Annotated in this window: 21 protein-coding genes and 2 tRNA genes; 17 read left to right on the top strand and 6 right to left on the bottom strand. The window is 73.6% G+C overall.

The annotated features are described in order from the left end of the window. Window positions 1–104 precede the first annotated feature (104 nt). Genes recF through ACI79D_RS08890 form a run of 4 tightly spaced genes read left to right on the top strand, consistent with a single transcriptional unit; the run spans window position 105 to window position 4,556 of the window. Window positions 105–1,307, top strand: coding sequence for a DNA replication/repair protein RecF (gene recF, locus ACI79D_RS08905; protein WP_456918007.1), 1,203 nt, complete (start codon window positions 105–107; stop codon window positions 1,305–1,307). After that, window positions 1,307–1,810, top strand: coding sequence for a DUF721 domain-containing protein (locus ACI79D_RS08900; RefSeq protein WP_456918006.1), 504 nt, complete (start codon window positions 1,307–1,309; stop codon window positions 1,808–1,810). Before recF ends, ACI79D_RS08900 begins: the two co-directional genes overlap by 1 nt. 44 nt (window positions 1,811–1,854) lie before the next feature. Further along, window positions 1,855–2,790, top strand: coding sequence for a hypothetical protein (locus ACI79D_RS08895; RefSeq protein ID WP_456918005.1), 936 nt, complete (start codon window positions 1,855–1,857; stop codon window positions 2,788–2,790). Next, window positions 2,787–4,556, top strand: coding sequence for an ABC transporter ATP-binding protein (locus ACI79D_RS08890; protein WP_456918004.1), 1,770 nt, complete (start codon window positions 2,787–2,789; stop codon window positions 4,554–4,556). The genes ACI79D_RS08895 and ACI79D_RS08890 overlap by 4 nt, the downstream gene beginning before the upstream one ends. Before the next feature lie 141 nt (window positions 4,557–4,697). Here the strand turns inward: ACI79D_RS08890 and ACI79D_RS08885 are convergent, their stop codons facing one another. Continuing rightward, window positions 4,698–6,278: an SDR family oxidoreductase gene (locus ACI79D_RS08885; protein WP_456918003.1), complete on the bottom strand. Its 1,581-nt coding sequence runs from the start codon at window positions 6,276–6,278 to the stop codon at window positions 4,698–4,700. Window positions 6,279–6,345: 67 nt separating this feature from the next. Here ACI79D_RS08885 and ACI79D_RS08880 point away from each other — a divergent pair, with 67 nt between their 5' ends. The 7 genes from ACI79D_RS08880 (at window position 6,346) to ACI79D_RS08850 (ending at window position 14,036) form a co-directional block, all read left to right on the top strand. Further along, complete coding sequence (locus ACI79D_RS08880) at window positions 6,346–7,761, top strand: APC family permease (protein WP_456918002.1); 1,416 nt, start codon at window positions 6,346–6,348, stop codon at window positions 7,759–7,761. Between the two features lie 293 nt (window positions 7,762–8,054). After that, window positions 8,055–10,088 (top strand): DNA topoisomerase (ATP-hydrolyzing) subunit B, encoded by a 2,034-nt coding sequence (gene gyrB / locus ACI79D_RS08875; protein ID WP_456918001.1) that lies wholly within the window; start codon window positions 8,055–8,057, stop codon window positions 10,086–10,088. 104 nt (window positions 10,089–10,192) lie between these two features. After that, window positions 10,193–12,661, top strand: a complete 2,469-nt coding sequence (gene gyrA / locus ACI79D_RS08870) for a DNA gyrase subunit A (protein WP_456918000.1) — start codon at window positions 10,193–10,195, stop codon at window positions 12,659–12,661. Window positions 12,662–12,833: 172 nt separating this feature from the next. Next, window positions 12,834–13,547, top strand: coding sequence for a DUF3566 domain-containing protein (locus ACI79D_RS08865; protein WP_456917999.1), 714 nt, complete (start codon window positions 12,834–12,836; stop codon window positions 13,545–13,547). A 70-nt stretch (window positions 13,548–13,617) separates the two neighbouring features. Next, window positions 13,618–13,691 (top strand) — tRNA-Ile (locus ACI79D_RS08860). A gap of 102 nt (window positions 13,692–13,793) precedes the next feature. Next, a complete protein-coding gene (locus tag ACI79D_RS08855; protein ID WP_456917998.1) occupies window positions 13,794–13,934 on the top strand; it encodes a DLW-39 family protein in 141 nt (46 codons plus the stop codon). A 29-nt stretch (window positions 13,935–13,963) separates the two neighbouring features. Then, window positions 13,964–14,036, top strand: a tRNA-Ala gene (locus ACI79D_RS08850). Window positions 14,037–14,831: 795 nt separating this feature from the next. On the opposite strand, the gene ACI79D_RS08845 is transcribed toward ACI79D_RS08850, so the two are convergent. Further along, on the bottom strand, window positions 14,832–15,260 hold the full coding sequence (locus ACI79D_RS08845) for a DUF6223 family protein (RefSeq protein ID WP_456918009.1): 429 nt from the start codon (window positions 15,258–15,260) through the stop codon (window positions 14,832–14,834). Window positions 15,261–15,373: 113 nt separating this feature from the next. On the opposite strand from ACI79D_RS08845, the gene ACI79D_RS08840 reads away from it, so the two are divergent. Further along, entirely contained in the window at window positions 15,374–16,255 is an 882-nt protein-coding gene (locus ACI79D_RS08840) for a sigma-70 family RNA polymerase sigma factor (protein WP_456917997.1), read from the top strand. A gap of 55 nt (window positions 16,256–16,310) precedes the next feature. On the opposite strand, the gene ACI79D_RS08835 is transcribed toward ACI79D_RS08840, so the two are convergent. Together ACI79D_RS08835 and ACI79D_RS08830 are read right to left on the bottom strand one after the other, a co-directional pair. Next, a complete protein-coding gene (locus tag ACI79D_RS08835; RefSeq protein ID WP_456917996.1) occupies window positions 16,311–16,736 on the bottom strand; it encodes a cupin domain-containing protein in 426 nt (141 codons plus the stop codon). A 31-nt stretch (window positions 16,737–16,767) separates the two neighbouring features. Further along, window positions 16,768–17,178, bottom strand: coding sequence for a VOC family protein (locus ACI79D_RS08830; protein WP_456917995.1), 411 nt, complete (start codon window positions 17,176–17,178; stop codon window positions 16,768–16,770). Window positions 17,179–17,394: 216 nt separating this feature from the next. Here ACI79D_RS08830 and ACI79D_RS08825 point away from each other — a divergent pair, with 216 nt between their 5' ends. The 3 genes from ACI79D_RS08825 (at window position 17,395) to ACI79D_RS08815 (ending at window position 19,422) form a co-directional block, all read left to right on the top strand. Further along, window positions 17,395–17,889: a DUF1059 domain-containing protein gene (locus tag ACI79D_RS08825; protein WP_456917994.1), complete on the top strand. Its 495-nt coding sequence runs from the start codon at window positions 17,395–17,397 to the stop codon at window positions 17,887–17,889. Window positions 17,890–17,995: 106 nt separating this feature from the next. Next, entirely contained in the window at window positions 17,996–18,529 is a 534-nt protein-coding gene (locus ACI79D_RS08820) for a peptidylprolyl isomerase (RefSeq protein ID WP_456917993.1), read from the top strand. Window positions 18,530–18,663: 134 nt separating this feature from the next. Further along, entirely contained in the window at window positions 18,664–19,422 is a 759-nt protein-coding gene (locus ACI79D_RS08815) for a rhomboid family intramembrane serine protease (protein ID WP_456917992.1), read from the top strand. Here ACI79D_RS08815 and ACI79D_RS08810 read toward each other — a convergent pair whose 3' ends face one another. Next, the gene (locus tag ACI79D_RS08810) at window positions 19,423–19,857 is read right to left on the bottom strand and encodes a PH domain-containing protein (protein WP_456917991.1); all 435 of its coding nucleotides are present in this window, start codon (window positions 19,855–19,857) and stop codon (window positions 19,423–19,425) included. Between the two features lie 95 nt (window positions 19,858–19,952). On the opposite strand from ACI79D_RS08810, the gene ACI79D_RS08805 reads away from it, so the two are divergent. Continuing rightward, window positions 19,953–21,110 carry a thiolase family protein gene (locus tag ACI79D_RS08805; RefSeq protein ID WP_456917990.1) on the top strand — a complete coding sequence of 386 codons (1,158 nt, stop codon included), beginning with the start codon at window positions 19,953–19,955 and terminating at the stop codon, window positions 21,108–21,110. Window positions 21,111–21,585: 475 nt separating this feature from the next. Here ACI79D_RS08805 and crgA read toward each other — a convergent pair whose 3' ends face one another. Continuing rightward, window positions 21,586–21,858, bottom strand: a complete 273-nt coding sequence (crgA, locus tag ACI79D_RS08800) for a cell division protein CrgA (protein ID WP_456917989.1) — start codon at window positions 21,856–21,858, stop codon at window positions 21,586–21,588. A gap of 87 nt (window positions 21,859–21,945) precedes the next feature. Here crgA and ACI79D_RS08795 point away from each other — a divergent pair, with 87 nt between their 5' ends. After that, window positions 21,946–22,692 carry a DUF881 domain-containing protein gene (locus ACI79D_RS08795; protein WP_456917988.1) on the top strand — a complete coding sequence of 249 codons (747 nt, stop codon included), beginning with the start codon at window positions 21,946–21,948 and terminating at the stop codon, window positions 22,690–22,692. Window positions 22,693–22,713: the final 21 nt, after the last annotated feature.

Genomic DNA, 22,713 nt, shown 5'->3' with positions numbered 1-22,713 from the left:
CCCCCGGCCCCCCCCCCCCCCCCCCCCCCCCCCCCCCCCCCCCCCCCCCCCCCCCCCCCCCCCCCCCCCCCCCCCCCCCCCCCCCCCCCTCGGGGGTCTGACGGGTGTACGTCCGGCACCTGCAGCTCGGCTCGTTCCGCAACTGGGAGCGGGTGGACCTGGCCCTGCGGCCCGGCCCGACGGTCTTCGTCGGCCGCAACGGGGAGGGCAAGACCAACCTGGTCGAGGCGGTCGGGTACCTCGCCACGATGAGCAGCCACCGGGTCACCGGCGACGCCGCGTTGGTGCGGCAGGGCGCGGCCCAGGCGGTGGTCCGCGCGGCGCTGCGCCGCGAGGACCGGGAGCTGCTCGTCGAGATCGAGATCAACCCCGGCCGGTCCAACCGGGTGCGGGTCAACCGGGCGCCGCTGCCCCGCCCGCGGGAACTGCTCGGCCTGGTGAAGAGCGTGCTCTTCGCGCCCGAGGACCTCGTCCTGGTCCGCGGCGACCCGGCCGAGCGGCGGCGGTTCCTCGACGACCTGCTGGTCAGCCGCACGCCACGGCTGGCCGGCGTGCGCAGCGACTACGACCGGGTGCTCAGGCAGCGCAACGCACTGCTCAAGACCGCCCGGCTGGCCCGCGGTGGTGCGCTGGCCACGCTCGACGTCTGGGACGGCCACCTCATCGACCTCGGCGGCCAACTGCTCGCAGCCCGGCTCCGGCTGGTCGCCGACCTCGCCCCGCACGTCGCCCGCGCGTACGCCGGCGTGGCCGGAGCCGACGCCGCCGTCGCCGCCCTCGGCTACACCAGCACGGTGCCGCTGGCCGGCGACGGGACGCCGCTCGCGCCCGACTCCCGGCTGCCCGACATCGCGGAGCTGAGCACGGCGCTGCGCGAGCGGGTCGCCGAGCGCCGCGCCGAGGAGGTCGACCGGGGGATGACGCTGGTCGGGCCGCACCGCGACGACCTGGTCATCTCCCTCGGGGCGCTGCCGGCCAAGGGCTTCGCCAGCCACGGGGAGTCCTGGTCGCTGGCGCTCGCGCTCAAGCTGGGCTGCTTCGAGCTGCTCCGGGCCGACGGCGACGAGCCGATCCTGGTGCTCGACGACGTCTTCGCCACCCTGGACGCCGACCGGCGCGCGGCGCTGGCGACCGTGGCCCGGTCCGCGGAGCAGACGCTGATCACCGCGGCCGTCCTCGACGACGTCCCGCCGGAGCTGCGCCGCACCGTGGTGCAGGTCGCCGGCGGGCAGGCGGTTCCGCTGACGCCGCCGGGTGCCGAGGATGGGGCCGTGGACGGCGCGGTGCTCGAGGAGGGGGCGCGGTGATGTCGGACGGCGAACGCCCCGGCCGGCCCAGCGACATCGCGCGGGCGGCGCTGGAGGCGGCCCGGGCGGCCTCCGCGGCGCGCCCCCGGCCCACCCGGCGGCGGATCGCCGGCCCGCGCCGCAGCTGGACCGGCCCGAGGCCCGGGGACGACGACCCGCAGCCGCTGGGCCGGCTGGTCGACTCGCTGGTGCAGTCGCAGGACTGGACCGAGCACACCAAGGTCGGCGCGGTGTTCGGCCGCTGGTCGGCGCTGGTCGGGCCGGAGATCGCCGCGCACTGCACCCCGCAGACCCTCACCGAGGGGGAGCTGCTGGTCGTCGCCGAGTCGACGGCCTGGGCCACCCAGCTGCGGCTGCTGGCGCCGACGATCCTCGGCAAGCTGCGCGCCTCGGTCGGCGGGGACGTCGTGACCCGCCTGCGCGTTGTGGGACCGACGGCCCCCAGCTGGAAGAAGGGTCCGCGGTCGGTCCGCGGGCGGGGGCCCCGGGACACGTACGGATAGGAGCACCGCCCACGGCCGGGCCGCTCCGGGAGGACGATGCAGCGATGACCAGCCCCCGTGACCGCGACCGCGACGGCTTCGACGACCGCCGCGAGGAGGGCAGCGGCTGGCGCGAGCCCTCGCACCTGGGCGGGGGCGACCCCTCCGACCCGCAGCCGCCGCGCGACGAGCCCACGCCGTGGCAGCCCCCCGGCTGGGACCTGCCCGCGGCCCACCCCGAGCGCCCGCAGCCGTCGGCGGACCGGCCGTCCGGGGAACCGGCGCCGGAGCGGCCGGAGTGGGAGCCCCCCGCGGGCTGGCAGCCGCCGGTCGGGGCGCCCCCGGCCGAGGCGCCGCCGGCGCGCGGCGGGCTCTTCGGCGGGCGGCGTCCCCGCACCCCGGGCGAGGTCGAGCGGGTCTTCGCCTACCAGGGCGACCCGGTCGGCGCCCAGGGCTGGGCGCTCCAGCACGGCTGGGCGATCTCCGACGGCACCGCGCCCGAGGACGCCGTCCTCGCCGAGCTGGTGCGCACCGCGCCGGTCCGCGCCACGAAGGACCACCGGCCGGCCGGGGTCATGCGCGGGCGGTACGGCTCCCTGGAGCTGGTCGCCTTCGACGTGCTCTACGCGTCCGGTCGCACCGTCGTCCCCGAGTACGCGATCACCGCCGCGCCGGTGCTGGCCGCCGTCCCGCCGCTGCGGCTCTCGCCCGCCCGGTTCTGGAAGCACCGCACCGGCGGGCTGGTCCAGGTGCCCAGCGGCGACCCGGAGTTCGACACCCGGTGGGTGCTGCTGGCTGCCGACGACGGTCCGGCGACCCGGCGGCTGGTCGAGGACGCGACCGTGCGCGGCCTGCTGCTCGGCACCGACGACGGGGACGAGTTCTGGACCGCGGCCGGTTTCGTCGCCGCCATCCGGCCCGACGGCCACCGTCCCGAGCTCATCGAGCACCACGCCCGGCTGCTCACGGCGATCGTCGGCGCCCTCGCCGTCGTCCCGTGACCGAGCCGGCCGGTCCGCCGGCGCCGGCGGCCGGCCTGCGCGAGCTGCTCCCGCTGCTGCGCCCCCACCGCGGGCCGCTGCTGGGGGCGGCGGCGCTCTCCCTGGTCGCCGCGGCCGGGGCGCTGGCCCAGCCCGCGCTGGTCGCCGCCGTCATCGACGCCGTCGGTGCCGGGCGGGCGCTGCTGCCGCCGGTGCTGCTGCTGGTCGCCGTGCTGGCCGCGGCCTCGGCGCTGAGCGCGGCCCAGCAGTTCCTGCTGCAGCGCACCGGGGAGGGCGTGGTGCTCTCCACCCGCCGGACGCTGGCCGACCGGCTGCTGCGGCTGCCGGTCGCGGAGTACGACCGGCGGCGGACCGGCGACCTGATGTCGCGGGTGGGCGCGGACACCACGCTGCTGCGGGCCACGGTGACCTCCGGCGTGGTCGACATCGCAGGATCGGTCGTCGTCGGGGTGGGCGCCCTGGTGGCGATGGCGGTCGTCGACGGCTGGCTGCTGCTGGTCACGGTGTTCTCCGTCGCCCTCGGCGTCGCGGTCGTCGTCTCGGTGTCCCGCCGGGTGCGGAAGCTGTCGCAGCGGGCGCAGGAGGAGGTCGGCGCGATGACCGCCGCCGTGGAGCGGGCGCTGACGGCGGTCCGGACCATCCGCGCCAGCGGCGCCACCGCGCGAGAGGTCGAGGTCGTCGGCGCCAGCGCGGGCCGGGCCTACGCGGCCGGGGTGCGGGTGGCGCGGCTGGAGGCGCTGGTCTCCCCGGCCGGGGCCATCGCCGTCCAGGGCGCGTTCCTCGCCGTCCTCGGCCTGGGCGGGTACCGGGTCGCCACCGGCTCGATCGCCGTCGCCGACCTGGTCGCGTTCATCCTGTACCTGTTCCTGCTGGTCATGCCGCTGGGCCGGGCGATCGGCGCCTGGAACCAGATCCAGATGGGGCTCGGCGCGCTCGCCCGGATCCAGGAGGTGCTCGCCCTCCCGCCGGAGGTGGACGACCGGTCCGAGCGCGGCGGCGCGACCGTCGCCGTCCCGGCGTCCCCGCCGCGGACCGACGTCCCGCTGCTCGAGCTCGACGACGTGACCTTCAGCTATCCCGACGGCACCCAGGTGCTGCACGGGGTGTCGCTGGCCGTGCCCGCCGGCTCGCGGGTCGCGCTCGTCGGGCCGTCGGGGGCGGGCAAGTCCACGGTGCTGGCCCTGGTCGAGGGCTTCTACCCGCTGACCGGCGGGTCGATCCGGTGGGCCGGCACCGACGTCCGCGACCTGCCGCGCGCCGGGCTGCGGGCGCGGCTGGGCTACGTCGAGCAGGAGGCGCCGGTGCTGGCCGGGTCGGTGCGCGACAACCTGCTGCTGACCGCGCCCGGCGCCACCGACCCGGAGTTGTGGGCGGTGCTCGCCGACGTCGGGCTGACCGACGTGGTGCAGCGCTCGCCGCGCGGGCTGGACGTGCCGGTCGGGGACGAGGGTGTGCTGCTGTCCGGCGGTGAGCGTCAGCGGCTGGCGATCGCCCGCTCGCTGCTCGCCCGCCCCGCCCTGCTGCTGCTCGACGAGCCGACCGCCAGTCTCGACGCCCGCAACGAGCAGCTGCTGCGCACCACGCTGGCCGCGGCCGCCGCCGACCGGGCGCTGCTGGTGGTCGCCCACCGGCTGTCGACCGTGCTCGACAGCGACCAGATCGTGGTGCTCGACGGGGGCCGGGTGGTGGCCCGCGGCACGCACCAGGAGCTGGTGGAGACCAGCCCCCTCTACCGCGAGCTCGCCGCCGCCCAGTTGCTCGTGTGATCTGTGGTCCTCCGGACCACCCCGCGGCCAGGTGTCGTCCCCGGCGCCGTTGAGCCCGTGGACCGGTCGGGAGACCCTCTCCGGCCCCTCTGCAGGGCCCCGCCGCGAGCCTGCGAGGGGTGGGGGCAGAGGGGTCCTCTCTCACACCGCCCGGGCGCTGCGCTCTCCCACGGCGGCGGCGGTGCCCTCCTCCGCCGCACGGCAGATGTTGCGCACCATCCCCCCGAAGACGAACCCGTGGAACGGGACCAGCGCCCACCAGTAGAGGTGGCCGAACAGCCCGTGCGGCCGGAACGTCGCCTTCTGGCGCAGCCGGGTGCGGCCGCCCTCCTGTTCCACGTGGAACTCCAGCCAGGCCAGCCCCGGCACCCGCATCTCCGCGCGCAGCCGCAGCAGCCGGCCCTCGTCGAGCTCCTCGACCCGCCAGAAGTCCAGGGCGTCACCGACGTAGAGGTCCTCCGGCGACCGGCGGCCGCGCCGCAGCCCCACCCCGCCGACCGCGCGGTCCAGCCAGCCGCGCACCTCCCAGGCCAGCGGGAAGGAGTACCAGCCGGTCTCCCCGCCGATGCCCTCGACCACCCGCCACAGGGCGGCCGGCGCGGCGTCGGTCTCGCGGGTCCGCTCGTCGACGTAGAGGCTGCCGCCGGCCCAGTCCGGGTCGGTGGGCAGCGGGTCGGACGGCGCCCCCGGCACCGACGCCGAGGCCCACCGGGTGGCGACGGCGGAGTCGCGGGTGCGCTGGATCGCCAGCCGCACCGCGTCGTCGAACCCCAGCAGCCCCTCCGGCGGGTCGGGCAGGTAGCGGGCGATGTCGTGCTCGCCGCAGACGACGGTGTTGCGCAGCGACTCCACCAGCGGGCGGGCGATCCCGGCCGGCACCGGCGTGACCAGCCCGACCCAGTGGCTGGACAGGGACGGCGTGAACAGCGGCACCGGCAGGATCCGCCGCCGGGGCAGGCCGGCCACGACCGCGAAGCGCTGCATCATCTGCGCGTAGTCCATGACGTCGGGGCCGCCGATGTCGAAGCAGCGGTGGACGTCGGGCGGCAGCGTCGCGCAGCCGACCAGGTACCGCAGCACGTCGCGGATGGCGATCGGCTGGATGCGGCTGTGCACCCACCGCGGCGTCACCATGACCGGCAGCCGCTCGGTCAGGTACCGGAGCATCTCGAACGACGCCGATCCCGAGCCGAGGACGACGGCCGCCCGCAGCACGACGGTCGGGACGCCGGAGGCCAGCAGGATCTCCGCGACCTCGGCGCGGGAGCGCAGGTGCGGGGAGAGCTCCTCGTTGCGCGGCTCGAGGCCGCCGAGGTAGACCAGCCGGCCGACCCCGGCCTCGCGCACGGCCCGGGCCATCACGCGGGCGGTCCGCCGGTCGGTCTCCTCGAACGCCGGGCCGGTGCCCAGCGCGTGGACCAGGTAGTAGACGACGTCGACGCCGGCGCAGGCGGCGGCGACCGCCGCGGCGTCCCCGGCGTCGGCCCGGGCGATCTCCACCTGCCCGGCCCACGGGTGGTCGCGCAGCCGCTCCGGCGAGCGGGTCATCACGCGCACCCGGTGGCCGGCCGCAAGCAGTTCGGGGACCAGCCGGCCCCCGATGTAGCCGGTGGCACCGGTGACGAGACAGGTCCTGGGGGCGGCGGGGTCGGCCATGCCCCAGTGTCCGGCGTCCGGACCGGCGCTGCTCGGGTCGCGCGCGACCGGGCCGGGGTCCACCATCGGCTGAGCCTGGCCAACGGCGGTCGGACACGACAGTGACCCGGCACGAGCTGAGCAGGAGGCCCGCATGGCCGACGCGACCGAGGCACCGGAACGGACCGAGGACGGTCAGCCCACCCTCAAGCGGGTCATGGGCCCCGGGCTGCTGCTGCTGTTCATCGTCGGCGACATCCTGGGCACCGGGATCTACGCGCTGACCGGCCAGGTCGCCGCGCAGGTGGGCGGGGTCGTGTGGCTGCCGTTCCTCGTCGCGTTCCTGGTCGCGCTGGTCACCGCGTTCAGCTACCTGGAGCTGGTGACGAAGTACCCGCAGGCCGCGGGCGCGGCGCTGTACACGCACAAGGCGTTCGGCATCCACTTCGTCACGTTCCTCATCGCCTTCGCGGTGATGAGCTCCGGCATCACGTCGGCGTCCACGGCCGCGCGGGCGTTCAGCGCCAACGCGGCCAGCGTGTTCGGCCTCGGCATCGAGGACGGCATCGGGATCACCCTGATCGGCCTGGGCTTCATGGCGCTGGTCGCCCTGGTCAACCACCGGGGGGTCGGCGAGAGCGTCAAGGCCAACGTGGTCCTCACCTGCGTCGAGCTGTCCGGCCTGCTGATCGTCATCGGGGTCGGCGTGTGGGCGCTGGGGCTGGGGGAGGGCGACTTCTCCCGGGTCACCGAGTTCGACACCGGGGAACGGTCCGTGCTCGGTGGAGTCATCGCCGCGACCGGGCTGGCCTTCTTCGCCATGGTCGGGTTCGAGGACTCGGTGAACATGGCCGAGGAGTGCAAGGAGCCGCGCCGGATCTTCCCGAAGGTGCTGCTGGCGGGGCTGTGCCTGACCGGCCTGATCTACGTCCTGGTGTCCATCTCGGCCATCGCGCTGGTGCCGGCCGCTGACCTCAGCGAGGGCGACACCCCGCTGCTGCAGGTGGTGCAGGCCGGCGCGCCCGGCTTCCCGATCGGGATCTTCGGCGTCATCACCATGTTCGCCGTCGCCAACTCCGCGCTGATCAACATGCTCATGGCCAGCCGGCTGGTGTACGGGATGAGCCGCCAGCACGTGCTGCCGCCGCTGCTGGGCCGGGTGCACCCGCGGCGGCGCACGCCCACCACCGCGATCCTGTTCACCACCGCGCTGGCCTTCGGCCTGATCACCTTCGTCGGCGCGGTGCCGGCCCTCGGCGGGACGACGGCGCTGCTGCTGCTCGTCGTCTTCACCGTCGTCAACGTCGCCGTCCTGGTGCTGCGCCGGGACAAGGTGGACGCCGACCACTTCCGCACCCCCACCGTGCTGCCCGTCATCGGCGCCCTGGCCTGCGGTTTCCTCGCCACGCCGTGGGCCGGCCGGCCTCCCGAGCAGTACCGGATCGCGGGCATCCTGCTGGCCATCGGCGTCGTGCTGTGGGGCGTGACGGTGCTCGTCAACCGGCGGACCGGGCCCGCCGTCCCGCCGCTGGACCCCGACCGGTTCACCAAGGGTGGCCCGGTCAACTGATCGAGGACCCCCCTGCCCCCACCACTCGCACGCTCGTGGCGGGGCCCTGCAACGGGGCCACCCAGCGGCCTCGGGACGGCGTGTCGACCCGGGGTCCACCATCGGGGGTGGCTGACGAGTCGGGAGTGGCGCAGATCCCTCCTCAGGGCGTGGACGGCGGCATTCCTGTCGTAGGACCCGGTATCCTGGGAGGCAGGAACCGCCAGCAACCGGCTCAGCGCCTCTCTACGCCGTCCTGCCCCCCGCCGCTCGCGGGGGAGCCGTGCGCCGGTTGCGCGACAGAAGGGCCCCACGTGGTCGCTCGACCTCAGACTGACAACGCGTACTCCGGCAGCTCCATCACCGTCCTCGAGGGTCTTGAGGCCGTCCGCAAGCGTCCCGGTATGTACATCGGGTCGACCGGTGAGCGGGGTCTGCACCACATGGTGTGGGAGGTCGTCGACAACTCGGTCGACGAGGCCCTCGCCGGCCACTGCGACACCGTGAAGGTCACCCTGCTCGCCGACGGCGGGGTCCGGGTCGAGGACAACGGCCGTGGCATCCCGGTCGACATGCACCCGGTCGAGAAGCGCCCCACGGTCGAGGTCGTCCTCACCGTGCTGCACGCCGGCGGCAAGTTCGACGGCAAGAGCTACGCGGTCTCCGGCGGCCTGCACGGCGTCGGCGTCACCGTCGTCAACGCGCTGTCCACGAAGCTCGACGTCCGCATCAAGCGGGACGGCTTCGAGTGGTTCCAGCACTACGACATGGCCAAGCCCGGCCCGCTGGAGAAGGTGGGCCCCACCGACGGGACCGGCACCACCACGACGTTCTGGGCCGACGGCTCCATCTTCGAGACGACGACCTACTCGTTCGACACGATCAGCCGGCGGCTGCAGGAGATGGCCTTCCTCAACAAGGGCCTGACCATCGTGCTGCGCGACGAGCGGCCCGGGCAGGGCAAGGTCGAGACCGGCATGGCCGAGGAGGTCACCCTCGCCGAGGCCGCGCCGGAGCCCGGCGCCGAGGCCGAGGCGTTCGAGGCCACCGAGATCACCTACCGGTACGACGGCGGCCTCGAGGACTACGTCAAGCACATCAACGCCAAGAAGACGGCGATCCACCGCTCGATCATCAGCTTCGGCGCCGAGGGCGTCGGCAAGAACGACATGCGGATGAGCGTGGACGTCGCGATGCAGTGGTCCGACGCGTACTCCGAGTCGGTCTACTCGTTCGCCAACACGATCAACACGCACGAGGGCGGCACCCACGAGGAGGGCTTCCGCACGGCGCTCACCTCGATCGTCAACCGGTACGCCGAGGAGAAGAAGCTCTTCAAGCCCAAGGACGAGAAGCTCACCGGCGAGGACATCCGCGAGGGCCTGGCCGCGATCGTCTCGGTGAAGATCGGCGACCCGCAGTTCGAGGGCCAGACGAAGACCAAGCTCGGCAACACCGAGGTCAAGGGCTTCGTGCAGCGGGTGTGCAACGAGCAGATCGCGCACTGGTTCGAGGCCAACCCGACCGAGGCCAAGACGATCATCAACAAGGCCTCGTCCGCCGCCCGTGCCCGCCGCGCGGCGCAGGACGCGCGCAAGCTGGCCCGCAAGAACCTGCTGAGCAACAACTCGCTGCCCGGCAAGCTGGCCGACTGCCGCTCGACCGACCCGCGCAACTCCGAGATCTACATCGTCGAGGGTGACTCCGCCGGCGGTTCGGCCAAGTCCGGCCGCGACTCGATGTTCCAGGCCATCCTGCCCATCCGCGGCAAGATCATCAACGTCGAGAAGGCGCGCATCGACCGGGTCCTCAAGAACAACGAGGTCCAGTCGATGATCACCGCGTTCGGCACCGGCATCCACGACGAGTTCGACCTGTCGAAGCTGCGGTACCACAAGATCGTGCTGATGGCCGACGCCGACGTCGACGGCCAGCACATCCGCACCCTGCTGCTGACCCTGCTGTTCCGCTTCATGCGGCCGCTGGTCGAGGCCGGTCACGTGTACCTGGCGCAGCCGCCGCTCTACAAGATCAAGTGGGGCGGCAAGCACGGCGACGACTACGCCTACTCCGACCGCGAGCGCGACGCGCTGGTCGAGGCCGGCAAGCAGGAGGGCCGCAAGGTCCGCGACGAGATGATCCAGCGGTTCAAGGGGCTCGGCGAGATGAACGCCACCGAGCTGTGGGAGACCACCATGGACCCGGAGACCCGCATCCTGCTGCAGGTCACCCTCGAGGACGCCGCCACCGCCGACGAGCTGTTCAGCGTGCTCATGGGCGAGGACGTCGAGGCCCGCCGCAGCTTCATCACCCGCAACGCCAAGGACGTCCGCTTTCTCGACGTCTAGAAGGACCCCCGTGCCCCCACCGCTCGCGAGCTCGCGGCGGGCCCCTGCACGGGGGCCGACCAGGGCGTCCTCCGAGTGAGCACCGAACTGTGGAGATCTGAACCGTGACCGAGACCCCTGCCCGCGACCGCGTCGAACCGGTCGACCTCCAGCAGGAGATGCAGCGCAGCTACATCGACTACGCGATGTCGGTCATCGTCGGCCGCGCGCTCCCCGAGGTCCGTGACGGCCTCAAGCCCGTGCACCGGCGCGTGCTGTTCGCCATGTACGACCAGGGCTTCCGCCCCGACCGCGGGTACGTCAAGTGCGCCCGCGTCGTCGGCGAGGTCATGGGTAACTACCACCCGCACGGCGACTCGGCGATCTACGACGCCCTCGTGCGGCTGGCCCAGCCGTGGTCGATGCGCTACCCGCTCATCGACGGCCAGGGCAACTTCGGCTCCCCGGGCAACGACCCGGCCGCGGCCATGCGCTACACCGAGGCCCGGCTGACCCCGCTGGCCATGGAGATGATGGCCGGGATCGACGAGGAGACCGTCGACTTCCAGGCCAACTACGACGGGCGCAACCAGGAGCCGCTGGTCCTGCCGTCGCGCGTCCCCAACCTGCTGATCAACGGCTCGGCCGGCATCGCCGTCGGCATGGCCACCAACATGCCGCCGCACAACCTCCGCGAGGTCGCCGACGCGGTGTTCTGGATGCTCGAGCACCCGGACGCCGAGCACGAGGAGGCCCTCACCGCGTGCATGGAGCGGATCAAGGGCCCCGACTTCCCGACCCACGGCCTGATCGTCGGCCGCGAGGGCATCGAGGAGGCCTACCGCACCGGCCGCGGCTCGGTCCGCATGCGCGCGGTGGTCACCGTCGAGGAGGACGCCAAGGGCCGGGTCCAGCTCGTCGTCACCGAGCTGCCCTACCAGGTCAACCCCGACAACCTGGCCGAGGCGATCGCCGAGGCGGTCAAGGACGGCCGGCTCCAGGGCATCAGCGAGATCGCCGACGAGTCCAGCGACCGCGTCGGCCGCCGCCTGGTGATCACCCTGCGCCGCGACGCCGTGGCCAAGGTCGTGCTGAACAACCTCTACAAGCACACCCAGCTGCAGACGTCGTTCGGCTGCAACATGCTCTCGATCGTCGACGGCGTCCCGCGGACGCTGCGGCTCGACGAGCTGGTCCGGCTGTGGGTCACCCACCAGGTCGACGTCATCCAGCGGCGCACCCGCTACCGGCTGCGCAAGGCCGAGGAGCGCGCGCACATCCTGCGCGGCTACGCCAAGGCCCTCGACCAGCTCGACGCGGTCATCGCGCTCATCCGCAACAGCCCCTCGGCCGACACCGCCCGGACCGGCCTCATGGAGCTGCTCGACGTCGACGAGATCCAGGCGACGGCGATCCTCGACCTGCAGCTGCGCCGGCTGGCCGCCCTCGAGCGCCAGCGGATCATGGACGAGCTGGCCGAGATCGAGGCCCGCATCGCCGACCTGCAGGCGATCCTCGCCTCGCCGGAGCGGCAGCGGCAGATCATCCGCGACGAGCTCACCGAGATCGTGGAGAAGTACGGCGACGACCGGCGCACGAAGTTCGTGCCCAACGACGGCGACGTCTCCATGGAGGACCTCATCGCGGAGGAGGAGGTCGTCGTCACCATCACCCGCACCGGCTACGCCAAGCGGACCAAGAGCGACCTCTACCGGTCGCAGCGCCGCGGCGGCAAGGGCGTCATGGGTGCGGCGCTGAAGCAGGACGACATCGTCGACCACTTCTTCGTGGGCTCCACCCACGACTGGATCCTGTTCTTCACCAACAAGGGCCGGGTCTACCGGGCCAAGGCCTACGAGCTGCCCGAGGCCAACCGCACCGCGCGCGGCGCGCACGTGGCCAACATCCTGGCCTTCCAGCCGGACGAGCGGATCGCCCAGGTCATGCAGATCAAGGACTACGGGGTGGCCCCGTACCTGGTGCTGGCCACCGCGCGCGGCCAGGTGAAGAAGACCCGGCTGACCGACTTCGACTCCCCGCGCAGCGGCGGCGTCATCGCGATCAACCTGCGCGACAACGACGAGCTGGTCGGCGCCGCGCTGATCGACCCCGAGCAGGACCTGCTGCTGGTCACCCGCAAGGCGATGTCGATCCGGTTCAAGGCCGACGACGCCGCGCTGCGGCCCATGGGGCGCGCCACCGAGGGGGTCCGCGGCATCTCCCTCGCCGACGACGACGCCCTGCTGTCGATGATCGTGGTCGAGGAGGGCGTCGACGTCCTCGTCGCCACCGAGCGGGGGTTCGCCAAGCGGACCGGGATCGAGAACTACCCGAACCAGGGCCGCGGCGGCAAGGGCGTCCTGACCGCCGACCCCAAGGCCCGCAAGGGGTCGCTGGTCGGTGCCCTCGCGGTGCGGCTCGGCGACGAGCTGTACGCGATCACCTCCGGCGGTGGCGTCATCCGCACGCCGGTCAACGGGGTCCGGCACAACAAGGACCGCGCCACCATGGGTGTCAAGCTCATGAACTTGCCCGAAGACGTCTCGATCGTGGCGATCGCGCGTACGACGGACAACGACGAGCCCTCCGCCTAGTCTGGGCAGCGATGTCGGAGGAGGCGCGGCGCCCGGGCCCCCGGGAACGGGCGCCGCGCCCCGTCCGGCACCACCACCACTGGTCTGAACGGCGCCCGGGCGCCCCCGGCGGCGTGCCGGGCCACCCGGGCACGAGAGAGCGGCGCGGGCCGCTGGGGGACGGGAGACTCGCATGAGCGACCGGACGCAGGGTTCGGTGCGCACCGGGTCCCGGCCCGGGGACACCTCCGCGGCGAAGGGGACGGCGACCGATCGGCAGGCCGACGGGACGGCGCCGGTCACGGCGACCCAGGCCATCCCCGACACGGGCACCCAGCGGGCACAGGCCGCGGAGACCGACGACGGGACGGCGCCGGTCGCGGCCGAGCCGCTGTCGAGCGGTGCAGGCGCCTCCGCGGCGACCTCCGCGCCGGCGGCCCAGGGCACCGCGGTCGTCCCCGTACCGGACAGCTCCCCGTCGGCGGGTCAGCCCGCGGTCACCCCCGCCGCCAAGGGCGCCGGCAAGCAGAAGGCCGCCCGCGGCCCGCGGCGCGCCCGCCTCCAGTTGCGGCACGTCGACACCTGGTCGGCGCTGAAGATCTCGCTGGTGCTGTCCATCGCGATGTTCTTCATCTGGATGGTGGCCGTCGGCGTCCTCTACGGCGTCCTCTCCGGCCTCGGCGTCTTCGAGACCCTCAACGACCTGTTCGGCCAGCTCGGCACCGCCTCCGGCGGCGAGGGCGGCAGCGAGGTCATCACCCCGGGCATCGTCTTCGGCGGCGCCGCGGTCATCGGTGCGATCAACATCGTGCTGATGACCGCGCTGTGCACCGTCGCGGCGTTCATCTACAACATGTGCTCGGACCTCGTCGGCGGTCTGGAGGTCACCCTCTCGGAGCGGGACTGAGGGAGGACCCCGTCCTCCGCACCCCCCTGCGATCGCCTCGGGCAGGCCAGGTAAGCTGTTCGAGGTTCACGGGCCTGTAGCTCAGGCGGTTAGAGCGCATCCCTGATAAGGATGAGGCCGGAGGTTCAAGTCCTCCCAGGCCCACCCGTGTGCCGGCGCCCCAGGTGCCGTCGGAAACGCCCCGTCCGGGGCCGCTCCGCCCCCTCCCTCCCGGAGGCGGGAACCCCCCTCGAGGAGGTACACCGCGTGCTGAAGAAGCTGGCGCTGGCCGCCGCCGCGGCCGGGGCGCTCGCCCTGGTCCGCAAGCGCTCGGCCGGCCGGGCCGAGGCCGACCTCTGGGCCGAGGCCACCCGCGGCTCCCGGTCGGTGAGCACGCCCACCCGCTGACCCGCCGGGGGTTCTCCCCCCGGACACCCGGGGACGTAGCTCAATTGGCAGAGCACCGCCTTTGCAAGGCGGGGGTTAGGGGTTCGATTCCCCTCGTCTCCACTCCTCACCTGTGGTCTCACCTCCGTCGGAGGCTCAGGCGAGCCCTCCAGCGGGCTGTCAGTCCGCAGAGAGTCCGCAACCCGTCCGTGGGTTGCGGCCCGCAGCGTGTCCAGCCGGTCGGCGACGTCGTCCAGGTCGGCGTAGCGGTCCAGGGTCATGGCCGCCGAGGCGTGCCCGAGCATCCGCTGCACCGCCTTGACGTCGGCGCCGGCCTTGATCGCCAACGAGGCGGCGGTATGCCGCAGCTCGTGCGGCGTGAGCCCGGGTTCCCCGCACTGCCCCGACAAGAGGCAGCCCTACTGATCTAGATCGCGACGGGTGTCCGCGCAGCGTTCGCAACTGCCAGAGCGAGGGAAGCGGCGGCCAAGGCGAGCGGCCGTCGCCGGTGACCCGGCGCACCGGAGCGTCGGCTTCGGCCTGCCGCCAGGAGGCGCACGCGTAGCGCTCTACCGGCAGGGCGAACACAGCACCGCCGGACTGGTCGACCTGTTCGGTGTGGCCGCTCCACCGTTCACCGCGCCCTGGAACGGGGACCGCGCCCGCGGCCAGACGAACCCTCAACGGGCTGCAGCCATCAGCGCGAGCACGAGCGGGTGAGCTCAGCCGCCGGCGAGAGTCGGGTTGTCCCGCAGGTCCGATCCCTGCGGGACAACCCGACTACGCATGGCGGCCTGACCGCGAGGCGCCGCACGAGGTTCCCTCTGTGGAACGGGCTCAGGAGTGGGACGAACGAGCCGAGCCGGTCGCGCCGCCCAGCCGGGAGATGGTCCTCACTCAGACCCGACGTGTTGCTCCTCACTGCTGGCGAGTGGTCAGCCGGTCAGCCGATGCGGCAGCGCGGCGGGACCGGGTGAGGACCAGTCCGCCGAGGACGGCGGCGGTGAGCCCGACCGCCAGGGCCAGGAGGCCTCCGACGATCCCGGAGCCAGTGCCAGGGCCTCCGTCGGCGGCGGCCACGACCAGTCCGCCGACGCCCGCCCCGGCCAGCCCCGTCACCAGGGCCACCACGCCGCCCCTCCCGCTGCGGGTGCCGGGACGACCAGGGGAACGGACCAGGGCCAGCCCTCCGACGATCGCGCCGGTCAGCCCCAGCAACACGGCCACCACGGACCAGGAACGCCCAGGGGTGAAGGCGCCGGCGCCGGCGCCAGCGCCGGTCGACTGGACCACGACGTGCGCGGCTGCCGGCGCGGCAGACCCCAGGAGTGCGAGCGTGGCAGACATCGCTGAGGCGATCAGGTGAGTGACGGACATGGTGCTTCTCCTCTGCTGCTCGTCACGTCGCCGTGGTCGGCGCCGTCACTGCAGTGACGGGCGTCGACGGGAGGATGTGACCGATGGACGAGGGAGCGGCAGGAGCGCAGCCGCTGGCCGAGCAGTTCCAGGCGCATCGCGCGCACCTGCGGGCGGTCGCGCACCGGGTGCTCGGCTCGGCGGAGGAGGCCGACGACGCCGTGCAGGAGGCGTGGCTGCGCCTGCAGCGCCACGGGTCCGCCGACGTGGCCAACCTCGGTGGGTGGTTGACCACGGTCGTCGGCCGGGTGTGCCTGGACGTGCTGCGCCGCCGGAGGGCTCGCCGCGAGGAGCCACTGGACCTGCACGCGCCGAACCTCGAGGGCGGGCCCGAGCCGGAGCACGAGGCGGAGCTGGCCGACTCTGTCGGCCTGGCACTGCTCGTCGTGCTGGACACCCTGACGCCGCCGGAGCGGCTCGCCTTCGTGCTGCACGACCTGTTCGCCGTCCCCTTCGACGAGGTCGCGGCCGTCCTCGACCGCACTCCGGCCGCGGCACGACAACTGGCAAGCCGCGCTCGGCGCCGGGTGCAGGGTGTGCCGGCGGGCACCGCCGACCCTTCGGACGCCCGGCGCCGCCAGGAGGTGGTGCGGGCGTTCTTGGCCGCCGCACGCGGGGGCGACTTCGCGGGGCTACTGGCCGTGCTGGACCCGGATGTCGTGCTGCGCGCAGATGCCGCCGTTCCCGATCTCCGTGGGCTGCAGCGGCTCAGCGGCGACCAGGCGATCGCCCGCGCCTTCCTGGGCAAGGCGCGAGCCACACGAGCAGCGCTGCTCGACGGAGCTCCCGGGGCGGTGTTCCTGCTCGGTGGACGGCTGCGCGGGGCGCTGGAGTTCGTCGTTTCCGGCGGCCGGATCACCGCCGTGGACGTCGTCTTCGACCCCCTCGTCCTCGACGCGCTCGACGTGGTGCTTCTCGAGGACTGATCCCTGGCACCCGTCCCAGCTCCGGCCCTCCACCGACGGATCGCGCCCGGGCACGTCACTCCACGCGGTCGAGAACCTCCCGAAGGATGGATGGGCCGAGCAGCACGACCTCGGGGATCGGCTGCAGCGCCCAGGGTGGCGGCTCGGTGCCGTGCGCCTGCGCGGCCATTCGGGCGAACTGGCGCTCGAAGCCAGCGGGGGTGCACACGAGCAGGTACCGCGCCGGGGCATCGCGGCGGTTGACGAGCGCGTGCGCGGAACCGCGCGGGGCGAAGGCCAGCTGTCCCCCAGTGCGGGCGAGGAGCGCGTCGCCGACGCGGAAGACGAGCTCGCCTTCCAGTATGTAGAAGGCTTCGTCGAAGTCGTGCCTGTGCAGCGGAGGTCCCGCGCTGCGCGCCGGGACGATGTTCTCCACCACGGACACCTGGCCACTGCTGTCCTCGCTGCGCAGCAGGACAGTGCTGCGGAGGTCGGGGGGCATGGCTTTCCTCTCGGTATCGACTGGGGCGCGGTCAGGCGCCGGCGGGTTGGAAGAGCTCGACGGGGTTGCCGCAGGGGTCCTCGATGAGGACCTGTCGCCCCCCGGGGCCGCTGACGACGTCGTTGCGGAAGGTGACACTGGCGGCGCGCAGCCGGCTCACCTCGGCGTCGAGGTCGTCGACGACGAGGTGCATGCGGTTCCAGCCGCCCGGCACGGGCGTGCGGCCGTCGGGCATGGGCCGCCCAGCCGTGCTGGCCGGGCCGCTGAGGAGTAGCCGCAGCGGGCCGCGCACCAGCTCGGCGAAGGCCGGCCGGGCGTCGGCTCGCAGGGCGAAGCCGAGCTGGCCGGCGTAGAAGGCGACGGCGGTGTCGACGTCGTCGACCAGGTAGCGGACGCTGCCGACCCCCTCGAGCGGGGCGGGGATCTGCGTTCGAGCATTCACGGCGGTTCTCCTCTGCTGCCTGTCACATCGCCGCGGGCGGCGCCGTCACAGCACTGACGGACCGCGACTGGAGGATGTGACCGGGGAGCGACGCCTCGGCACGAGCAGACGTCCAGGGACCTCGGCCCCTGGACGGTCGCCGTCCTCAGGGCCACTGTCGGCGCCGCCCGTGGCCCACCGGCCGGTCGGGCCAGGGCTCGGCCCTGAGGAGGAGTCATGGCTCGGAAGTCGATCGACTGCCGGTTGATGCCGAGCGAGAGCAACTGCACCGTCTTCGTCTCCGGTGAGGAGGACGACGTCCTCGAACTGGCCGTCCAGCACGCGGTCTCCGCGCACGGCCACACCGACAGCCCGCAGCTGCGGGACCAGTTGCGTGCCGCGATGGGGGACGAGCAGGCCCTGCAGCTGGAGCAGGGTGCCTTCGTCCAGCTGATCGAGTTCCGCACCCGCGACCTCGAGGGCTTCCGCCGGATGGGCGACGAGTGGCAGGAGCGGATGGGGCGGGAGACGACCGCCCGCTGGATCGCCGTCACGGCCGACCACGACCGTGCCGACACCTACGTCGAGATCGTCGCCTTCCCCGACCACGCGTCCGCGATGCGGAACTCCGAGCACCCGGTGACCTCGGAGATCTCGAAGCGGATGCAGGAGATCACCGAGGGGGAGGCGTCCTTCCGCAACCTCGACGTCGCCGAGGTCCGCCGCATGTAGGCGCCCCTCGCCCCCGCTCCTCGCCGCCTCGCGGCGGGACCCTGCCAGGGGCCACGGTCGGCTCCCCGTGCCTCGCGGGGAGCCGACCAGTGGGAGAGTGGACGTCGTGACCGAAGCGACTCCCGCACGCCGTGCCGTGCTGCACACCAACCACGGCGACATCACCGTCGACCTGTTCCCCGACCACGCGCCCAAGACCGTGGCGAACTTCGCCGACCTGGCCGAGGGCCGCCGGGAGTGGACCCACCCGCAGACCCGGGAGAAGACCACCGACCGCCTCTACGACGGCACGGTCTTCCACCGGATCATCGACGGCTTCATGATCCAGGGCGGCGACCCGCTGGGTCAGGGCATCGGCGGCCCCGGGTACCAGTTCGGCGACGAGATCCACCCCGAGCTGGCCTTCACCAAGCCGTACCTGCTCGCGATGGCCAACGCCGGCCCCGGCACCAACGGTTCGCAGTTCTTCATCACCGTCGCCCCCACCACCTGGCTGACCGGCAAGCACACGATCTTCGGCGAGGTGGCCGACCAGGCCAGCCGCGACGTCGTGGACCGCATCGCCAAGGTGCGCACCGCCCGCGGGGACCGGCCGGTGGAGGACGTCGTCCTGCAGTCGGTCGAGGTGCAGCGCAGCTGACCACCAGCCCCGACGACGGGGGCGCCGGCCCCGGCCAGCCGCAGCCGGCGCCCCCGACCACGTGCTACCGGCACCCGGACCGGCCGACCCGCATCACCTGCACCCGCTGCGAGCGGCCCATCTGCCCGGAGTGCATGACCCCCGCCTCGGTGGGGTTCCAGTGCCCGGAGTGCGTCCGCGCGGGCAACGCCACCGTGCGCCGGCCCCGCCAGGCGCCGCTGCTGCGCCGGGCCGGCCGCCGGTTCGGCGCGGTCACGGTGACCCTCATCGGGCTCAACGTCGCGTTGTTCGTGGTCACCGCGGTCTCCGCGGGGCTGGCCGGGGCCAACCCGCTGGACAACCAGTTCTCGCCGCTGTTCGTCCGGCTGGCGCAGATCCCCGTCCTCGTCGAGCTCGGAGAGGACTGGCGGCTGGTCACCGCGGCCTTCCTGCACATCGGCGTCGTGCACCTGGTGCTCAACATGCTCGCGCTGCTGGTCTTCGGCTCCGAGCTCGAGCGGCAGCTGGGCCGCTGGCGCTACCTCGCCGTCTACCTGGTCTCGCTGCTCGGCGGTGCAGTGGCGCTGCAGCTGTTCGGCGAGCCCGGGCGTCCGGTCGCCGGCGCGTCGGCGGCCATCTACGGCCTGCTGGGCGGCCTGGCGGTGCTGATGATCGCCCGCCGGGAGGACCTGCGCGGCCTGCTCACCCTGCTCGCGATCAACGTCGTCATCAGCTTCCTGCCCGGCGTCTCGCTGCTCGGCCACCTCGGCGGCCTGGTGGCCGGGTTCGTCGCCACCGGCATCGTGGTGCTGGCCCGCCGGCGCACGGAGTTCCAGGTGCTCGGCCTCATGCTGCTGGCCGCCGCCCTCGTCGTGGTGGCGCTGACCGTGCCGACGCTGGTCGTCCTGGGTTAGTCAGCGGACCCCGTCGTCCTCACCGCCTGGACGGGGCCGCAGCACGCCCAGCGCCCGCGCGACCTCGCCCGGGTCGGTCCCGAGGTCGCGCCGGCCGAGGAGGACCAGCACGCCGTCCTCGGCCGGACCGGGGGCCGTGTCCAGCTCGAGCAGCCGGGAGCGGACGCCCAGCCGCCGCGTCTCGCGCACCCGCACCCGCAGCCCGGTCCAGGGCAGCTGCCGTCGGCCGCCCAGTGTCCGCAGGACGACCCCCGCCGGCCCGGCCGACAACCGCGGCCGCAGCAGGAGGTCCCGCACGGCCAGGGCCAGCAGCAGCAGCGCGGCACCGCCGACCAGCACCCGGCCCGCGGCGTCCAGCACGACGGTCGCCAGGGCCAGGACGGCCCCGGCGACGGTGAGCGCGGCCGTCTCACCCCGTCGCGCCGACCACTCCACGCCCCCAGAGTCCCAGGCGGTGCTGGGGAACCGATGCGTGGACGTCCTACGATCGCCGGTGGGCGTGATCCCGCCCACGTCGACGAGGAGGACCCATGCGAGATGCCGTCATCTGCGCCGCCGTGCGCACGCCGGTGGGCAAGCGGGGCGGTGGGCTGTCGGGCGTGCACGCCGTCGACCTGTCCGCCCACGTGCTCGACGCCCTGGCCCAGCGCGCCGGCATCGACCCGGCCGTCGTGGACGACGTCTTCTGGGGCTGTGTCAGCCAGATCGGCGAGCAGACCTACAACGTCGCCCGCAACGCCGTCCTGGCCGCCGGCTGGCCCGAGACGGTGCCCGGCACGACCGTCGACCGGCAGTGCGGCTCCTCGCAGCAGGCCGTGGCCTTCGCCGCCGCAGCCGTCGTCAGCGGTCAGGCCGACGTCGTGGTCGCCGGCGGCGTCGAGTCGATGAGCCGGGTGCCGATGGGCTCCTCGGTCGGGGACGGATCGACCGGCCGCCCGCTGGGCCCGCGCTTTATGGAGCGCTACGGCGTGGCCCCCAACCAGGGCATCGGCGCCGAGATGATCGCCGAGCGGTGGGGGTTCTCCCGCACCCAGCTCGACGAGTACTCGCTGTCCTCGCACGAGCGGGCGGCCAAGGCCCAGGCCGACGGCGCGTTCGACGAGGAGATCGTCCCCGTGACGACCCCGGACGGCACCGTGGTCCGGGCCGACGAGGGCGTGCGGCCCGGCGGCACGCTGGAGAAGCTGGCCTCGCTGAAGACGCCCTTCAAGGCCGACGGGGTCATCAGCGCCGGCAACGCCAGCCAGATCTCCGACGGGTCGGCCGCGCTGCTGGTCACCACGTCCGAGAAGGCCCGCGAGCTCGGGCTGCGCCCGCTCGTGCGCATCCACACCACGGTCGTGGCCGGGGACGACCCGGTGATCATGCTGACCGCCCCGATCCCGGCGACGCAGAAGGTGCTGCAGCGCTCCGGGCTGTCGATCGGCGACATCGGCGTCTTCGAGGTCAACGAGGCGTTCGCGCCCGTGCCGCTGGCCTGGCAGGCGGAGACCGGGGCGCCGGCCGAGCGGCTCAACCCCCGCGGTGGCGCGATCGCCCTGGGCCACCCGCTGGGCGCCTCGGGCGCCCGCATCATGGCCACGCTCGTCCACACCATGGTGGGCACCGGGACGCGCTACGGCCTGCAGACCATGTGCGAGGGCGGCGGGATGGCGAACGCGACGATCCTCGAACTGCTCACGGACTGAGTTCTCCACAGTCCCCAGCCGACGGCCCCCGGTCCCTGCGGACCGGGGGCCGTCGGCGTGGTGGGGACGACAGGTCCTCCCCGGGCATCTGTCGTGCTCAGAACGCGTGTCGCCGGCTCGTTCCCGGGGTACACGGGCGGCGACGTCGCCATCCGGCGGCTGCCGCCAAGTCGACTCATCCACAGCTGTGTGCACAGCTGGGGATGGAGTCACAGTCGTGTAGTTACTCGGCTGCCCTTCTCGTCACACGAGTCTCACACCCGGCAAATGCCGAGGTCAGCGGCGTGCGGTCGAACACCCGTTCTCCACACTCGGTGGACAAACCTGGGGAGTTCGCGCTTTGTCGACCTGTGGACGGCGCCGATCGGCTGTGCACAGCGGCGCCTGTGCACAACACGGAGCGTGCGCGGACGGTGACAAGCGACGAGGCCCCCGTCCCGGTGGGACGAGGGCCTCGATCTCGGGGCTGCGGCGTTCAGCGCCAGCGCATCGACATGACCAGCCCGGCGACCATGAGGCCGAAGCCGATCGCGAAGTTCCACGCCGACAGCGAGACCATGAACGGGATCTGGTCGCCGGCCACGTAGTAGACGACGATCCACAGCAGCCCCAGCACCATGAGGGCGACCATCAGCGGCGCGTACCAGCGCGGGCTGGGCTGGACGGCCCGCGCGGCCGCCGTCCCCGACTGCAGGGTGCCCTGCGGCGGCGTGTAGACCGACTTCTTGCGCACCTTGGACTTGGGCACCGTGCGAACTCCCTCCGGGGCCGGATCGTCGCGGCCGGCCGTGACCGCTCCCCAGCCTAAGCTGCGGACGTGGCCGGAGCCCGCACCATGACCCTTCGGGGTACCCACCGCCCCTCGGGGTGGGCGGTGCTGGTGCCCGTGGTGGCGCTCGCGGCCGGCCTGCTGTTCGCCACCTCCAGCCAGACGGCCCAGGGCACCGACCTGCGCGGCGGGGAGGTCACCGAGCTCTCCACCCTGATCGCCGCGCGAGAGGACGCCCTGCGCGCCCAGGAGGAGGAGCTGGCCGGGCTGCGCGCCCAGGCGCAGGCGCTGACCGACGAGGCCGCCTCCCGGGACGGCGCGGTGGCCGCCGCCCAGCAGGAGGGCTCCGGTGGCGAGCTGTCGGCCGGGCTGGTCCCCCTCACCGGTCGCGGCGTGGAGATCACCCTGGACGACGCCCCGCGGCGCCCCGACGGCTCGCTACCGATCGGCGCGCGCCCCGACGACGTGGTCATCCACCAGTCCGACGTCCAGGCGGTGGTCAACGCGGTGTGGGCCGCCGGTGCCGACGCGGTCGCGATCATGGACCAGCGGCTGATCGGCACCAGCGCCGTCCGCTGCGTGGGCAACGTGCTGCTGCTCCAGGGGCGCACCTACTCGCCGCCGTTCGTGGTCACCGCGATCGGTGACGCCGAGGCCATCCGCGCGCAGCTCGCCGCCTCGCCGCAGGTGGCGGTGTTCCAGCAGGCGGTGGAGGACTTCGGGCTCGGGTTCGCCGTCCGGGAGCGCGCGGTCGACCTGCCCGGCTACGACGGACCGCTGGACATGGAGTACGCCACGACGGCCGATGGCTGACGCTGCTGGCCGGCCCCGTCC

It is taken from the genome of Geodermatophilus sp. SYSU D00708 (genome assembly GCF_054050115.1).
Note: the sequence above shows the minus strand (reverse complement) of the source record. Positions and strands in the feature narration are given on the sequence as shown.

Excerpts from the sequence above, each read along its gene's own strand:
- ACI79D_RS08895 (WP_456918005.1), top strand. The coding sequence starts at position 1,855 with ATGACCAGCCCCCGTGACCGCGACCGCGACGGCTTCGACGACCGCCGC.
- ACI79D_RS08840 (WP_456917997.1), top strand. The coding sequence starts at position 15,374 with ATGGACGAGGGAGCGGCAGGAGCGCAGCCGCTGGCCGAGCAGTTCCAG.
- ACI79D_RS08885 (WP_456918003.1), bottom strand. The coding sequence starts at position 6,278 with ATGGTGGACCCCGGCCCGGTCGCGCGCGACCCGAGCAGCGCCGGTCCG.
- ACI79D_RS08825 (WP_456917994.1), top strand. The coding sequence starts at position 17,395 with ATGGCTCGGAAGTCGATCGACTGCCGGTTGATGCCGAGCGAGAGCAAC.
- ACI79D_RS08845 (WP_456918009.1), bottom strand. The coding sequence starts at position 15,260 with ATGTCTGCCACGCTCGCACTCCTGGGGTCTGCCGCGCCGGCAGCCGCG.
- ACI79D_RS08835 (WP_456917996.1), bottom strand. The coding sequence starts at position 16,736 with ATGCCCCCCGACCTCCGCAGCACTGTCCTGCTGCGCAGCGAGGACAGC.
- ACI79D_RS08815 (WP_456917992.1), top strand. The coding sequence starts at position 18,664 with ATGACCCCCGCCTCGGTGGGGTTCCAGTGCCCGGAGTGCGTCCGCGCG.
- ACI79D_RS08795 (WP_456917988.1), top strand. The coding sequence starts at position 21,946 with ATGACCCTTCGGGGTACCCACCGCCCCTCGGGGTGGGCGGTGCTGGTG.
- ACI79D_RS08880 (WP_456918002.1), top strand. The coding sequence starts at position 6,346 with ATGGCCGACGCGACCGAGGCACCGGAACGGACCGAGGACGGTCAGCCC.
- ACI79D_RS08900 (WP_456918006.1), top strand. The coding sequence starts at position 1,307 with ATGTCGGACGGCGAACGCCCCGGCCGGCCCAGCGACATCGCGCGGGCG.
- ACI79D_RS08865 (WP_456917999.1), top strand. The coding sequence starts at position 12,834 with ATGAGCGACCGGACGCAGGGTTCGGTGCGCACCGGGTCCCGGCCCGGG.
- ACI79D_RS08805 (WP_456917990.1), top strand. The coding sequence starts at position 19,953 with ATGCGAGATGCCGTCATCTGCGCCGCCGTGCGCACGCCGGTGGGCAAG.